At 36.5% G+C, this 14,701-nt stretch carries 20 protein-coding genes; 19 read left to right on the top strand and 1 reads right to left on the bottom strand.

Translation table 11 applies throughout. The annotated features are described in order from the left end of the window. Positions 1-6: 6 nt before the first annotated feature. The 14 genes from AP75_RS01855 to AP75_RS01790 all read left to right on the top strand — a co-directional run bounded on the left by AP75_RS01855 (position 7) and on the right by AP75_RS01790 (position 8,734). Positions 7-306, top strand: coding sequence for a hypothetical protein (locus tag AP75_RS01855; protein ID WP_031504163.1), 300 nt, complete (start codon positions 7-9; stop codon positions 304-306). Then, positions 306-626, top strand: a complete 321-nt coding sequence (locus AP75_RS01850; protein WP_051872704.1) for a hypothetical protein — start codon at positions 306-308, stop codon at positions 624-626. Before AP75_RS01855 ends, AP75_RS01850 begins: the two co-directional genes overlap by 1 nt. A gap of 1 nt (position 627) precedes the next feature. Next, positions 628-1,530 (top strand): hypothetical protein, encoded by a 903-nt coding sequence (locus AP75_RS01845; RefSeq protein ID WP_088263478.1) that lies wholly within the window; start codon positions 628-630, stop codon positions 1,528-1,530. Then, on the top strand, positions 1,527-2,027 hold the full coding sequence (locus AP75_RS01840) for a hypothetical protein (protein WP_031504172.1): 501 nt from the start codon (positions 1,527-1,529) through the stop codon (positions 2,025-2,027). The genes AP75_RS01845 and AP75_RS01840 overlap by 4 nt, the downstream gene beginning before the upstream one ends. A 2-nt stretch (positions 2,028-2,029) precedes the next feature. After that, positions 2,030-2,602: a hypothetical protein gene (locus AP75_RS01835; RefSeq protein WP_031504174.1), complete on the top strand. Its 573-nt coding sequence runs from the start codon at positions 2,030-2,032 to the stop codon at positions 2,600-2,602. 294 nt (positions 2,603-2,896) lie between these two features. Beyond that, complete coding sequence (locus AP75_RS01825; RefSeq protein ID WP_143755765.1) at positions 2,897-4,342, top strand: hypothetical protein; 1,446 nt, start codon at positions 2,897-2,899, stop codon at positions 4,340-4,342. A 5-nt stretch (positions 4,343-4,347) separates the two neighbouring features. After that, entirely contained in the window at positions 4,348-4,698 is a 351-nt protein-coding gene (locus AP75_RS01820; RefSeq protein WP_031504181.1) for a hypothetical protein, read from the top strand. Further along, a complete protein-coding gene (locus AP75_RS14525; protein WP_031504184.1) occupies positions 4,695-4,973 on the top strand; it encodes a hypothetical protein in 279 nt (92 codons plus the stop codon). The genes AP75_RS01820 and AP75_RS14525 overlap by 4 nt, the downstream gene beginning before the upstream one ends. After that, complete coding sequence (locus tag AP75_RS01810; protein ID WP_088263476.1) at positions 4,970-5,386, top strand: hypothetical protein; 417 nt, start codon at positions 4,970-4,972, stop codon at positions 5,384-5,386. The genes AP75_RS14525 and AP75_RS01810 overlap by 4 nt, the downstream gene beginning before the upstream one ends. Position 5,387: 1 nt before the next feature. Beyond that, entirely contained in the window at positions 5,388-5,723 is a 336-nt protein-coding gene (locus AP75_RS01805; RefSeq protein WP_221404525.1) for a hypothetical protein, read from the top strand. A 169-nt stretch (positions 5,724-5,892) separates the two neighbouring features. Continuing rightward, entirely contained in the window at positions 5,893-6,174 is a 282-nt protein-coding gene (locus tag AP75_RS14610; protein WP_242589741.1) for a DNA adenine methylase, read from the top strand. Positions 6,175-6,276: 102 nt separating this feature from the next. Continuing rightward, positions 6,277-6,720 carry a hypothetical protein gene (locus AP75_RS14605; RefSeq protein ID WP_242589740.1) on the top strand — a complete coding sequence of 148 codons (444 nt, stop codon included), beginning with the start codon at positions 6,277-6,279 and terminating at the stop codon, positions 6,718-6,720. Then, on the top strand, positions 6,713-7,279 hold the full coding sequence (locus AP75_RS01795) for a thymidylate synthase (protein ID WP_088263475.1): 567 nt from the start codon (positions 6,713-6,715) through the stop codon (positions 7,277-7,279). The genes AP75_RS14605 and AP75_RS01795 overlap by 8 nt, the downstream gene beginning before the upstream one ends. A gap of 108 nt (positions 7,280-7,387) precedes the next feature. Next, positions 7,388-8,734 carry an IS5 family transposase gene (locus AP75_RS01790; protein ID WP_088263474.1) on the top strand — a complete coding sequence of 449 codons (1,347 nt, stop codon included), beginning with the start codon at positions 7,388-7,390 and terminating at the stop codon, positions 8,732-8,734. A gap of 21 nt (positions 8,735-8,755) precedes the next feature. Here the strand turns inward: AP75_RS01790 and AP75_RS01785 are convergent, their stop codons facing one another. Next, the gene (locus AP75_RS01785; RefSeq protein ID WP_088263473.1) at positions 8,756-9,253 is read right to left on the bottom strand and encodes a DinB family protein; all 498 of its coding nucleotides are present in this window, start codon (positions 9,251-9,253) and stop codon (positions 8,756-8,758) included. 127 nt (positions 9,254-9,380) lie between these two features. Between AP75_RS01785 and AP75_RS01780 the strand changes: the two genes are divergently transcribed. The 5 genes from AP75_RS01780 to glmM all read left to right on the top strand — a co-directional run bounded on the left by AP75_RS01780 (position 9,381) and on the right by glmM (position 14,623). Next, entirely contained in the window at positions 9,381-10,286 is a 906-nt protein-coding gene (locus tag AP75_RS01780) for a GLPGLI family protein (RefSeq protein WP_031504555.1), read from the top strand. Positions 10,287-10,425: 139 nt separating this feature from the next. Next, the gene (locus tag AP75_RS01775) at positions 10,426-10,677 is read left to right on the top strand and encodes a FeoA family protein (RefSeq protein WP_031504556.1); all 252 of its coding nucleotides are present in this window, start codon (positions 10,426-10,428) and stop codon (positions 10,675-10,677) included. Further along, on the top strand, positions 10,677-12,713 hold the full coding sequence (gene feoB, locus AP75_RS01770) for a ferrous iron transport protein B (protein ID WP_088263472.1): 2,037 nt from the start codon (positions 10,677-10,679) through the stop codon (positions 12,711-12,713). The genes AP75_RS01775 and feoB overlap by 1 nt, the downstream gene beginning before the upstream one ends. Further along, positions 12,713-12,865 (top strand): hypothetical protein, encoded by a 153-nt coding sequence (locus AP75_RS14470; RefSeq protein ID WP_169711620.1) that lies wholly within the window; start codon positions 12,713-12,715, stop codon positions 12,863-12,865. The genes feoB and AP75_RS14470 overlap by 1 nt, the downstream gene beginning before the upstream one ends. A 375-nt stretch (positions 12,866-13,240) precedes the next feature. Continuing rightward, positions 13,241-14,623 (top strand): phosphoglucosamine mutase, encoded by a 1,383-nt coding sequence (gene glmM, locus AP75_RS01760; RefSeq protein WP_088263471.1) that lies wholly within the window; start codon positions 13,241-13,243, stop codon positions 14,621-14,623. Positions 14,624-14,701: the final 78 nt, after the last annotated feature.

Genomic DNA, 14,701 nt, shown 5'->3' with positions numbered 1-14,701 from the left:
TATAAAATGGATAAAATTTTTATCGAAAACCTCGGTGTTCTTCTGGCAACTTTAGCTACTGGTTTTGGTGGGTGGTTCTTTGGACGCAAAAAGGCTCAAGCCGATGCCGAAACTTCGCAGATTGAAAACGCGGAAAAACTTCTTAATTATTACAAATCGCTAGTGGATGATTTGGGGACCAGGTTGGAACATGCAATCAAAAAATTTAATGAAGCCGAACAAACAATTCGGGAACTCGAAGAACGTATTGACGCGCTCACCGATGAGCTGAAGAAATATAAACAATTGAACGGAAAAATCAACTAATGGAAATTACAGTCCTACATAACCAATCTCTCTTAGACATCGCCATCCAGCACACTGGAAGCGTGGAGAATTGCTTTGCAATTGCAGCGGCAAATGGATTGGCAGTAAGTGATCTATTAAGTGCCGGAAGTATTTTAATTATTCCTGGTACTTTGAAAAATGATACTGATATTTTGAACTATTACACCTCAAAAAAGATAATGCCAGCAACCGCCCTTACTCGTGCCGATAACGATTTAGTAAGCCAGCAGAAACGAGGGATCGGATTTATGCAAATCACCGCAGGGAACGCAGAAAGTAATGGATTTATAACCAGTTAAAATGAACAAATCACTATTTGAAATTATCGCAGAAATGTTGGGTTTGAAAGATGCAAACCCCAATCTGGCAACGCTTACCACTACTTCTAAAACTTCTATTTGGAGGCAGGTTTTTGAAACCGTGGCTTTTGCGATTTGGAACTTTCAGGAAGCAACGAATTTGCATCTTCAGGAGATTGAAGATAAAATACGAAATCAAAAAGTTTCGTCGCTAAAATGGTACAGAACGGAATCTTTAAGGTTTCAATACGGTTTCGATTTGATTAATGAAAATGACGGCTTTAGACCGGATTATTATGATGTAGAAACGGATTCGTGGATCATTGCCACAGACGAACAGGTTGAGAATTCTAAAGTCGTGAAATACGCAGCGGTCGGTAGAAATATCGTTAATAACCGGGCTTTGATTTTAATAAAAATAGCTACTGAAGCAGGTGAGGAAATCGTACCAGTTTCTGACAATGTAGGAATTGCATTTACCAAATTTATAGAAGAAATACAGCCTTCTGGTGATGTTTTACAAATCATTAATTATAAGCCAGACATTTTGTTTCCGCAGTTTAAAGTGTGCTATGATCCACTTATTTTGCTTCCAAATGGTCAGTCTATTTTACTTGGAAATGTATTCCCGGTGCAGGAAGCAATTAAGAAGTTTATGAAAAACCTGCCATTCAATGGTGAATTGTCTGTGCAAAAATTAGAGGAAATAATATTGAATGTGAATGGTGTTATCGATTTGCAAAAGTTACAAGTGGAAAGCAAATGGATCGTTCCAACAGGCGGCGATGCTGACGGTTATGGTTTGTTCCAGCCGATTCAAATTTCAAAAATCCCCAAATCCGGACACTTTAAAATTGAAGATTGGAGTGGAATTCAATACATCATTAAAATAGCGGAAGAATGATACATAATCAAACCGATCCTTTTAATATTGATTTTAAAAGACTGGTTTTGCTTTGGCTGCCAACTTTTTTAAGAAGTGTTTTTTTAGCAGGATTTTCATTTGTTCTGATTGCACCGCTCGAAACGATGTACGTAGAATTTCTGAAAATGAGAAAACAGAACCTGATTAAAATGGATCACAATTTTCAAAAGTTTTCAATGCAAAAAAGGCTAAATGATGCTTTTGATAATCAGCAACGAAGAATTAGAATAGTGAACTCTATCAGCTATTTTGGAGTGTACATATACACAGAGGCTGAAGATGATCAATTTAAAAGTAAAACACAATGGTTGTACGGCGATGAAAATCCAATTTATCTGCGAAATGAAAGCGAACTAAATAGTGATTACGATTTCATTGTGGAAATACCAAACGAGCCTTTCAACATGCATCAGTTAAAAGCGGAAATTGATTTTTACGCTTTGCAATCAAAACGATATTTAATAGTAATTAAGTAACCATGAAGTATAATTTTAAATTCTTACAAACCGACGGGGTTCCACTAACCAATGATCTCATGCATCTCATCGAAGAGGCTTACGAAATATTTGAAGTATTGGGTGATTTAGCAGGCAACCTGACGATTCTGAAAGGCTGTAGCCTTATTGGTTCTACCGTGGAACCTGGAATAGTGGCAATCGAAGGGAAACTCTACCATTTTGAGGGTGGGTTAGTTTCTGACACCGTTTATATCAATCTTGAAGAAATAAAAAAAACCTTCCAAAACCAAACAGAAAAGGTTTTGATCGAAAAAAGAACAGTGAAATTTGGAAATGCACTTACGACTTATAACTGGGCTGATTTTGTTCGTTTGGAAACATTGAAAGAAATTCAAGCTAAAGTGAATAATGGAGTGACAATGCAAATGTTTAATGCTCTTTTAGCAGAAATTAATCTTTTAAAGATTAAAACCGCGCCTATTATTAACGGCGGAATTGTTTTCCCGTTTCGAAAACCAGCAATAGAAATTCCGGAAGGTTGGAAAGAATGTATTGATTTTCGCGGAAAAACAAATGCCAAATCACAGTCATGACTATGTATTTTACCCAGGCACCGAGAGAGTGGGTACAGGAAATTCTAACGGCGTATCCAAACAAGGCAACCGCAACGAGGTAAACAATAAGGCAACATCTACTATAGGTGGTGGTGCAGCCCATAATAACATTCAACCATCGAGAATCGTAAACTTTATAGAACCTAATTTCCAATAACAATGGCAACACCAATAAACACAATATACAGCTGGTTCGAGACCGGCGATTTCCCAACACAGGAACAGTTTCATGCATCATGGTCGTCTTTCTGGCATAAAGACGAGACAATACCGATGACTACAATTAATGGGCTTTCAGATCAATTTGGAAAGTATGTTTTAGTTTCGACTTTCAATTCTCATTTGAATGATGAAAATGCGCACAGCACTTATTTAGCGAAAAGAGATGCATCGAATTTAACACCAACCAACGTTAACGACTGGAAAGCTAAGTTAGGCGTTGGTGATTTGCCTGAAAATATTGCAACCTACGATTATGATATACATAATCAGGTGATGATGAAAGATGGTACCACAAAAGAGGCAACCGATTTAGGAAAAAACATTGCCAACAGTTCTCTTACTTCTGTTGCAGGTGCAGGGTTGACACTAGGCTCTTCTTGGACATTAAATACCAATGGACAGCTTTATAGTGTCACCAATCTTCCAGATAAATCTGCTGATACTTCATTTAATAAAATGTTAATTCAGAATAGTACAGGACAAGTGGCTTGGGGAAATGGAAGAACATTAATTAAAAACATGCCAGCTTTATTATCTGATGCAGAAAAGACGAACTGGAAAACTGAAATGAATGGTGGGTGGACTACTAACACAATGAGTGTGGCTGTTATAATGCCTCCTATTGTTGATAAGCAAGATAAAAATTATTGGATTACGTTAAGAGGTACTGGTTTGAATTTTAATCCTACTAATTTCTCTATTGATATTATGAATGAGGCAGGAACTACTGTTATTGATAATATTCCAAATTCCCAAGTACAACTTTATACTGATGGTTTAGTGCTAGTTTTTTATTACAACTTTAAAAATTTTCCTTTAGGAAATTACAGGATAAGATTAAGAAATGGTGTAGTTGAATATATAACAGGTACTACCGGAATTATTTCAGTTGTGAATAGTATTACGTCAACAATTTTAACAGGAAATTGGGAGTCTAAATTTTACAATGACGTAGCTTATACAGGAACTTATGGTTCAGGAAACTCGGCTAACTACCAATCTTCTGAAGTGATTAAATCTGGTTATGCTCCTTATGCAACGGATAATAGTATTGTTCAAGCACTATTATCACCACAATTTGTAGGAGCAAATCAAGATTTTTATTTAGAATTTAATACACAATGGAATAATGTGCATCCTTATCCGCATTTTGCAGGAGTATGGGTGGGTATTTCATTAGCATCATCTGTAATACAACTTTCCAATCAAAATATAGCCTATATCTATGGATATGGAACAGATATAAGGTATCTACTTAATGATACGAGTGGGGTTAATGTTGCTGGACAAGTTCTTAAAGAAATAAGTGTTAAAACAATAATGGTTCGCAGGGGAAATCAATTAACAATTCTAACAATTAGAGATAATTCTGTAAGTACAGTTATGACCAAAACAATATCAACGGAAGCCTTAAAAATTGGTATTACAGGAAAAAACTTTCAAAAAGGTAAAGAGGAATCTGTCAATTTTATTATATCCCAATTATTTTTATTTTAAATAACATGAAAACAAAAACATTTTTAGGACTACCAAGTCCACAATCAGCAAGCTACTACGCTATACTAAGAAACTGGTTAAGTATTATTCTTTTCACAGGAATAGGATATTTTCTTTCAGCAACACTTCTAGGTACTTTCACAGGAGATATTTGGAAATATATTCAGAGTACAGAGAAATATTATGTAGCTCAATTTGCACTGCTTTTAGCAAGTGTAATATTTGGACACTTTGCAAGGATTTCACTTAATAATGCTGGAGACAGGTTCTTCATTTTAAAAAAAGTAGACATCCCATTTTACATTTTAGGATTTATTCTAACCTATTTAGTAATAAATGAAATAGGGGGATTATGAAAGGATTTTGGACAAAACTAAACTACTTCGTAAGAGGTGAAGCATTCCTTCATATTGTAACGATGTTTACTATTCTTACAATGATAATGCAGCTTACTTTGATACTCTTCAACATCTACTTACCAACTTGGAGTTTAGGTGTGATTACAGTAATGGTTGCACTTCTTTGGGAGGTAGTAGGAAAGATACTTGAACAGAAACCAATTAATTTAATAGATATATTTTGGACTTTAATTGGAGGACTAATAACAATTTTAATATTTAGAATACTATGAAAAACATTTTAGAACAACAAATCAGTAATCATCCAAAATTACCAAATATCAAAAGGAAAGTGGTTGTAACAGAACTTAATATACAGCCTAAGTATGGGCGGATTTATATTGAAGCTTACAAACAGTTTTTTGATGGAGATGATATAGATGTAAGCAAAGAATTTAATATAGAAATTAAGAACTGGTTTATCACTAATGATGATACTACTACTGTAAGGAATGCTGATGGGTCTCCTGTATTTCATCCTGATTATAATCCTGCACTTCCTGAGAGTAATGAAAATATCAAATATTTAAAGAAACCAAGTTTTGATTACTTTTTTGGTTTACTTACAGATGAAAATGCACCCTCACCAATTAAACTGTTAAGATCTCACATCCAACTTAATGATGCAATAAAATTCTTTGATTAAGATGATACTATTTGTTATAGCATATATACTTTATCTACCACTTACGATGATTAATTATATATGTGTTGCTTTTACAGCAAAGGATAATGCAAAAGGATATTTTAGAAGTTCTGCTGTAACATTAGATAAATTGGGAAACAGAGAGTTTAGAACCTTATTTAATGCCACTTTAAAAAAAGAAGAGGGATATAAATTTGGAAATTTCGAAGAAACAATTTCAAGTGTATTAGGAAAAAATGAGAGGGACGAAACTTTGTCTAAAACAGGAAAGATTTTGGTTTTTATTCTAAATAAAATAGATAAGGATCATTGTGTGAAATCTATTTTGGAAGTGTAATTTCCAAGGAGGCAGGAAATAAAAACGCCCTCCGCTTTTAAAAATCTCTCACAACCTTTAAAACACACTGAAACCAGCTACGGAGGACGCAAAGTCTTCTTTAGCTGGTTTTTTTATGTGTGGTTGTGAGAGGTGCAAAGATATAAAATTAACACTAAAATTTATAGTTATGACGTACAATTATGTACAGGCACCCCTGCCTTTTCAGGGGCAAAAGAGAAAGTTTCAAAAAGAGTTTAAAGAGGCTTTAAATGGTTTTTCAGCTACAGCAACCTATGTGGATCTGTTTGGTGGTTCCGGCTTCCTTAGCCACACCGTAAAACAGCATTACCCGGATGCTAATGTAGTGTATAATGATTTCGACGGGTATTCTTACCGCCTTGAGAATACTGACAGAACTAACGCTGTTCTGCAAGATTTCAGGGAGATTTTAAAGGATGTAGGCGATTAGCAAAGGGTAACCGGCGCTTACCGCGATCAGGTCATTGAAAGGGTAAAACAGGAGCCGGGTTTTGTGGATTATATCACGTTATCGAGTTCAATCCTTTTCAGTATGAATTACGCGACCAACCTTCAGGAACTGGAGAAACAAACGCTTTACAACAATGTACGGCAATCGGATTATAAAGCGGACGGTTATCTGGAGGGTGTACACAGGGTTAAAAAGGATTACCGCGACCTATTTGCAGAATACCGCAATACAGCTAATGTGGTGTATCTTTTAGACCCTCCTTATCTATCAACTGATGTTTCATCCTACAACAAAAAGGATTACTGGAAGCTAGCCGACTATCTGAACGTCCTTAAATGCATTGAGGACACGTCTTACTTTTATTTCACCAGCAATAAAAGTCAAATCATCGAACTATGTGAGTGGATGGAACTGAACGGCTATTGCCGAAACCCATTCGAAGGTGCTACAACCATTGTAAAGGGTACACAGCTGAATAAGAATAGCAGATACAACGATATAATGATATATAAAAACAATGAATAAATACCATTTACTTTTAGAAAAAATCCTCGAAAAGGGGAAGGTTCAAGAAAACAAAAAAGGCGGAATTACCTACCTTTTAGATGAGCAATTGAAACTAAAACCGGGTGATCTATTGGAGATCTTCGAAAGCCACGGAATTGCCAGGAACAAGCTGAAAACAGAACTTGAACTCTTCCAAAGTGGCGAAAGGCTTACGGAAAGATACCGCGAAAAAGGAATCAGCTGGTGGGATTATTGTGGCCCTATCCTGGTCAATTCGTACCCGACTTATTTTGAGCAATTGCCCGATCTTATTAAGAAAATAAATAAGGAAAAGCGCAACAGCAAAAACTATGTTTTATTTTTAGGCAAAAACGATACTGAAAGCAACCAGCAACCATGTTTGTCGCTTATTCAGTTTCAGCTCGATTGCGGGAAGTTGGTAATTTCAGCTTACCAACGATCTAGCGATGCAAGTTTAGGACTTCCTGCAGATGTTTTTCACTTATATCTCGTCAGTAGGCAGATTGACTTACCGCTAAAAAGCATCACGCTGAATCTTGATAATGTCCATATTTAGTCGCTCCTTAAAATGTGTTTAACATATTGAATATTAGTGTTTTAATCAATATTTCACTTGTGTTTTCTTGCAGGCTTTTGTATCTTAGAGCCTTAAAACCTTGCAAATATGTTGGGAAAAAATCCAGAGAAACTGCCAGAATTATTCCGTCCTATGTTGATAGATTTTATTGATAATACGCACGAACTTGTTTTGCTTGCAGAAAAAGTTGATTGGAATTATTTTGAAAAAGAATTCGCCTCCCTATATTCCAAGAAAGGAAACGCAAGCCATCCGATCCGGTTTATGGTGGGCTGTCTGCTTCTGAAACACCTTTACAATTTGGGCGATGAGACTTTAGAAAAAGCCTGGATTATGAATCCTTACATGCAATATTTTTGTGGCAGGGTTTTCTTTGAACACGAGTTTCCGTGTGACCCGAGCAATTTGGTTCATTTCCGAAAAAGAATTGGCGAGAAGGGAATTGAGAAAATCTTCGCCTACAGCGTAAGGATGCACGATGTAAAGACGAAGACCTCGAACTTTGTTTTATCAGACACTACTGTTCAGGAGAATAATACCACTTTTCCCACCGATGCAAAATTGTGCAAGAAAGTAATTGATTATTGCAACAAAATAGCCGAAAAAGAAGGCATAAAACAAAGACAACGCTACACGAAAGTCAGTAAACAATTGGTTCGTGACACCTATAATGGCAAACATCCTAAGCGAGCCAAAGGAGCAAGAAAATCTGCAAGACGATTAAAGACTATTGCCCTGAGGATGGTACGCGAACTGGAGCGCAACTTTACTCCTGAACAAAAAGAATTCTACAAAGATTTACTCGCTCTTTACTCCAAAGCCGTCACTCAGGAAAGAAAAGGTACCGATAAAATTTACAGCCTGCACAAACCTTTTACCCAATGCATCGCCAAAGGAAAAGCGCATAAACAATACGAATTCGGGAATAAAGTGGGCTTGATCACCACCGCTAATAAAGGAAAAAAAATCATTCTCGCAATTAAAGCATTTTTACAAACCCCTTATGATGGTCACACCATTGAACCACTTTTGGAACAAATGGAAACAGGTGGCCAACCCCTTCCCAAAGAACTGGTTTACGACCGTGGCGGAAAAGGGAAATCGGAAATAAAAGGAGTGAAAATCTCCATTCCAGGTCCACCGAGAAAAAAAGACACCCTCTACCAGAAACAAACAAAGCGCAAAAAATTCAGAACCAGAGCTGCCATAGAGCCTATCATCGGACATTTAAAAACTGATTTCAGGCTGGCTAAAAATTACTTTATGGGAGAAACGGGGCCTCAAATCAATGCCTTCCTAGCAGCAACTGCCTGGAATATGAAGAAAATGATGGAGATTCTTAAAGCCAATCTTCGTTGGCTATATTTTTCTTTGCAGAATTTCCTCTTTGCTGCATATTTTTTCACAATAAAAAGAAAATATTTATATTGTTAAGGAACGACTATCTAAAAACAACTAAAACCCTTGTTCATCGGCACTTGGTCCGTAGCTTCCCGGAAGGGGAATGTCATTCAATCTATAATAAACGCCCAGTTGCGCTCTGTGATGAGTAATTTGGTCTAAAGCGTGGCGAATTGCGCCATATTTACTCCATTCAGCTAAAACTTGCTCTCCCATACTCATGCTCCATCTACCATCCAAATCTTCCTCTGAAACGGCGTCCAATGCAGCCTTCCCTCTTGCGTAATCTTCTTCTAATTTCTGTTGAAGCTCTTTTTTTGTCGATAATATGGTAGGTTGGTAATCACCTGCAGCAAAATCTAATTTATCGGTATTCAGCATTGTTTCCGGCCAAGCAAAAATCTCGACAACGTGTGTTGCCAATGGCATTAGTTTCATGCTTTTTTCGTGTGGAGCGTAATCATTTTTACCTTCCGGGAAGTTTTCGATGAATTTTGCAGTAGTTTCGTATTCTTGTTTGAGCTCGTCTTTGAGGTTTGGTAAGGTGTTCATAGCCAAAATTTTATGGAATAAAGTTACAATGTTTGCATAAATGTTTCATTATAAAAAATTATAAAATTTTCTTAAAAAAATGTAACAAAAACATTATCTTAGTAACTAATATTTAAAATTAAGAAAAATGAAAAAATTATTATCTTTAGTACTTCTTACCGCATTTTTTGTGGGTAATGCACAGGAAACTGCAAACCGGTTTTTCTACGAACTTACCTTTAAACCAAAGAAAGAAGCAGAAACTACCGAAAAAGTGATGACTGTTTTGGACATCACCAAAGACAAATCGCTTTTTCGGGATTTCACAACCATTGCACAAGATTCACTTCTAAAAGCAGAAATCGAAACCATGCAAAAAACAGGTGTGTATAAGGATATTTCGAAATCCATGAAAATGCCAAAATTCGCATTTAAAGTGACAAAAAAATATCCGGAAATGACAATACAATATTCCGAAGGAATGCTAAATGGAATGACACCGGTACAACTTGCTTATAACGACAATCCGAAATTCGATTGGAAAATTATAAACGAAAAAACTAAAATCGGAGAGTATAACGTTCAAAAAGCAACAGCGGATTTTGGAGGCAGAAAATGGACAGCTTGGTTTAGCGCAGATATCCCTTTTCAAGATGGACCTTACAAGTTTTATGGCTTGCCTGGCCTTATTGTAAAAGTTGAAGATGCAGATAAAAATTACTCTTGGGAATTGAAGGGAAATAAAAAAGTTCAAAATTTTGAAGAACTTACTCAAATGGAGAAAATGTCTCCTGGCGGCGCTGGAAAAATAGTGGAGGTTTCGCGAGAAAAATTTGAAAAGACGATGGAAGACTATAAAAAAGATCCTTTTTCTTCCTTTCGCTCTCAAATGACGCCAGACGTAATGGCGAGAAAAATTCCGGGGCAGGATAAAACCATCGGCGAAATGATAAAGGATCAAGAAAAGATGGTTAAAGATTTCTATAATGCCAACAACAATCCCATCGAAGTTGCAGCAGAAACACCTCCTGCAACAAAGAAGAAAGGGAAATAAGAATTCATATACACTAAGTTATTTTTTTACCCGGAAACGCTTTGTTTTCGGGTTTTTTTATGAAGTATATCAGTTTAAGGCATTCGCTTATTTAGATTTAATTTAAATAACGTATATTTGCTAGCAAAATAATTGAGTCTTGAAAAGAGATAATTCTAATAAATTATGCTGTTTCCCGAAAGGTAAAAATGGAAAAATTCTTGGTTACGAAAACGAGGACCTGAAGATGCCCAACAAAATTATCGAAATGGGACTTCTCCCGGAAACCGTTTTCAGAATCCTTTATCAGGCACCTTTTCAAGGTCCGCTTTATATCGAATTCGGCGATGAAAAAAGCAGAATTGCTCTTCGAGAAGAAGAAGCAACATTTATTATTGTAGAAGCTGTGTAATGCAAAAATCTTCCCAAAACAAACAAATACTTTTGGTCGGAAACCCGAATGTAGGAAAATCCACCGTTTTTAATCTGCTTTGTAACAAAAAGCAAAATACCGGAAATTACGCCGGTGTCACTGTAGCCAGCCATTCCGGAAATTACAACTACAAAGGCGAAAACGTAGAAGTTATCGATTTGCCTGGTTCGTACAGCGTATATCCGACTTCCGAAGATGAAGCTATTTTTTCTAAATTTTTAATAGAAGAACAGCAAAATTATTCCGGTGTTGTTTATATTTTGGAAGCATTGAGCATCAAACGAGGTTTACTTCTTTTTCAGCAGATTCAGGATTTGGGAATTCCGGTTTTATTGGTGGTGAACCAGATTGATCAGGCAGAAAGACGAGGCATTAACATCAATCTCGATGAACTTTCGAAAGAATTAGGCGTGAAAGTTTTGCAAACCAATGCGAAACAAAATTTAGGAATCGATGAACTTCGTGAAGCTATTTTTAAGGATCATTTCACCAAATCTGAAACGGTTTCTTTCGAAATTCCTATGGAGCAGAAAGGTTTGGTTTTTAAGATTTTAACTGAAACCAAAGAAAAAAATCAATATAAAATCTGGACGCTTCTTTCCTCCGATACTTACCTTGGAAAACTAGAAAAGGTAAAAGATCAAATGAATGATGATGAGGTTAAATGCTTGGTTCCGAAAAGATTACAAACGCAAGAAACCATCAGACGTTATCAGAATATCGATAAAATTATTGCAAAAGTTTTATCTAAAAAACCTCAGTTTAAAGAGCTTTTAACAGAAAAATTAGACAAAATTCTGGTTCACAAATTCTGGGGATATGTAATTTTTGCAGCAATTTTGCTTTTTATTTTCCAAATGGTCTTCCTTATCGCTGCGTATCCGATGGACTGGATTGATAGTGCGACGAGCTGGCTTGCCAATTTCGCAGCGGAACATTTACCAGAAGGTCCGATTAATTCATTGATTTCCAACGGAATCATTCCAGGAATTGGAGGGATTGTGATTTTTGCTCCACAAATCGGAATTTTGTTGTATTTCCTTTATCTGCTCGAAGATTCGGGTTATATGGCGAGGGTTATCTTTTTAATGGATCGTTTTTTAAGACCATTCGGACTCAACGGGAAAAGTATTGTACCATTGGTTTCCGGAACGGCTTGTGCGATTCCGGCAATCATGTCGACCAGAAATATCGAAAATGTAAAAGAACGTTTGATTACCATTTTGGTGACCCCTTTTATGACGTGTTCTGCGCGACTTCCGGTGTACAGCATTATCATCGGATTGATTATTCCTGATGAATATTTCGCGGGAATCAGTTATAAAGCTTTGGCGTTGATGGCGATGTATATTTTGGGGTTTGTCACTTCGTTGATGGCGTCTTTAATTCTGAAAAAATTCATTAAAAATAAAGGAAAATCTTTCCTCGTGATGGATTTGCCAACTTATAAAATGCCGCTTTTCGGCTACGATTTTAAACTGACTCTCGGAAAAGTTTGGGAATTTATCACCGGAGCCGGAAAAATCATTTTTATCGTAAGTATTTTGATTTGGTTTTTCAGTTATTTCGGGCCGAAACAAAAACCAGATGAATTAGTAGCAACCGATGTGCATTTGGATCATTCTTATCTCGCGAAAGTAGGAAAATCTATTGAACCGGCGATTGCTCCACTCGGTTATGACTGGAAAATGGGCGTTGGAATTTTGACCAGTTTCGTGGCGAGAGAGGTTTTTGTGGGAACCATGTCTACGTTGTATTCTTTGGATGATGATGCTCCGGAAGGAAAAGTAATCGATAAAATGCGCAACGATGTGAAACCGAATGGTGAGAAAGTTTTCAGTTTTGCCACAGGAATTTCCATCTTGTTTTTCTATGCGTTTGCGATGCAATGCGTATCGACTTTAGCGGTAGTTTATCGTGAAACAAAATCGTTGAAATGGACGCTTGTACAGCTTTTCGGAATGTCTGGTTTGGCTTATTTTGCTTCTTTAATCGTTTATCAGCTCTTTAAATAATGGATAATTCTTTGATTTTACAATATTTAATAATTGCAGCAATCGTTTTGTTTGCCGGGTTTTCTTTATTTAAAACCATCAGAAAAAATTTTACTTCTAAAAAGTTTAAAAAGGGCAAACCGGGCTGTGATGCCGATTGTGGTTGTTCCTAATTTCGGGTTGTTGCTGGTTCTTTTAGTTCGTTGATTTTTTAGCTGAAGTTTGGCGATTTCTGAAACATCCGTTATAAAAACGCAATTCCAGCATTAACTTTAATTGCTTTTTTTCTGATTATGTTTGAAAACAGATCAAATCGAAATCGACGATAGCTACCAATTTCACTTTGGTGATCGACATCTTCTTTAAATCCAAAAAAACAAATCGTTCTAGCATTTTTTTGAAGACGTCGTTGTTTTGAAAAACTTCGAAAAAATAGGATCATTATTTAGGATAGATTATATTTATTTAACAAGACAAAAATCGCTCCTCCAATCATTTATTCGTATTTTTGCAGCAATTTAAATCTCTAATTTAAAATCAATTAGGCAATGTCTTTAATAAAAAGTATCTCAGGAATCCGCGGGACAATCGGTGGAAAAGTCAATGAAAATCTCACTCCTCTGGATGTGGTGAAATTTACTTCCGCTTTCGGAACCTGGCTTCAAAACAATAAAAATAAAAAAGATTTAACCCTTGTCGTTGGTCGCGATGCAAGAATTTCCGGTGCAATGGTGAATTCTTTGGTTACTGCAACTTTACAAGGATTGGGAATTAATGTTGTTGATTTAGGTCTTTCTACCACGCCAACTGTGGAGGTGATGGTTCCTGAATTAAACGCTGATGGCGGAATTATTCTTACCGCTTCTCACAATCCAAAACAATGGAACGCGCTGAAATTATTAAACGAAAAAGGCGAATTCATCAATGGCGAAAATGGGGCAGATGTTTTGGCTTTAGCGGAAAGTGAAGATTTCAATTATGCGGAAGTGGATGATTTAGGAAAATACGAAACCCGGGATGACGCTTTTGACATTCACATCAAAAAAATTCTGGATTTGCCGATGGTGGATGCAGAAATCATCCGTTCAAAAAAATTCAAAATCGTTGTTGATGCAGTGAATTCAACCGGAGGAATTGCGATTCCGCAACTTTTGGAAGAACTCGGCTGCGAAGTGGTAAAACTTTATTGCGAACCGAACGGACAATTTCCGCACAATCCCGAACCGTTGAAAGAGCATTTGGGAGATATTTGCGAGTTGGTAAAGAAAGAAAACGCAGATTTGGGAATCGTTGTAGATCCCGATGTTGACCGTTTGGCTTTGGTAGATGAAAATGGCGAACTTTTCGGTGAAGAATACACTTTGGTAGCCGTTGCAGATTATCTTTTGAAAAACAAAAAAGGCGCAGCGATTTCTAATTTAAGCTCAAGTCGTGCGTTGCGAGATGTTGCTAGAAATTTAGATTCAGAATATTTCGCGAGTGCAGTAGGCGAGGTGAATGTAGTGACTTTAATGAAAGAGAAAAACGCAGTAATCGGTGGCGAAGGAAACGGTGGAATCATTTATCCTGATCTTCATTACGGAAGAGATTCTTTGGTGGGTGTGGCTTTATTTTTGACGCATTTAGCAAAAGAAAACAAATCGGTTTCCGAGTTGAGAGCGACTTACCCAAGTTATTTTATGGGGAAAAAGAAAATCGAATTGACTCCGGATATCGATGTGGATGCACTTTTAACTAAAATGGAAAAAGAGTATCAAAACGAAGAGATTTCTACCGTTGATGGGGTGAAAATCGATTTTGAAAAGAATTGGGTGCATTTAAGAAAATCCAATACAGAACCGATTATCCGGATTTATACCGAAGCATTTTCTCAGGAAGAAGCCGATCAATTGGGAGATCAAATGATAGAAAAAATAAAAAGTTTGGTTTAAGATCAAATTTTTATTACTTTTAAATAAAATTAAATAATAAGTTTCTCCGAAGTTTAGAAGAAATTTTTGAACATCGGA

Origin of the sequence: Kaistella haifensis DSM 19056, from assembly GCF_000735695.2 — a bacterium.
GTDB classification, from domain to species: Bacteria; Bacteroidota; Bacteroidia; order Flavobacteriales; family Weeksellaceae; genus Kaistella; species Kaistella haifensis.
Note: the sequence above shows the minus strand (reverse complement) of the source record. Positions and strands in the feature narration are given on the sequence as shown.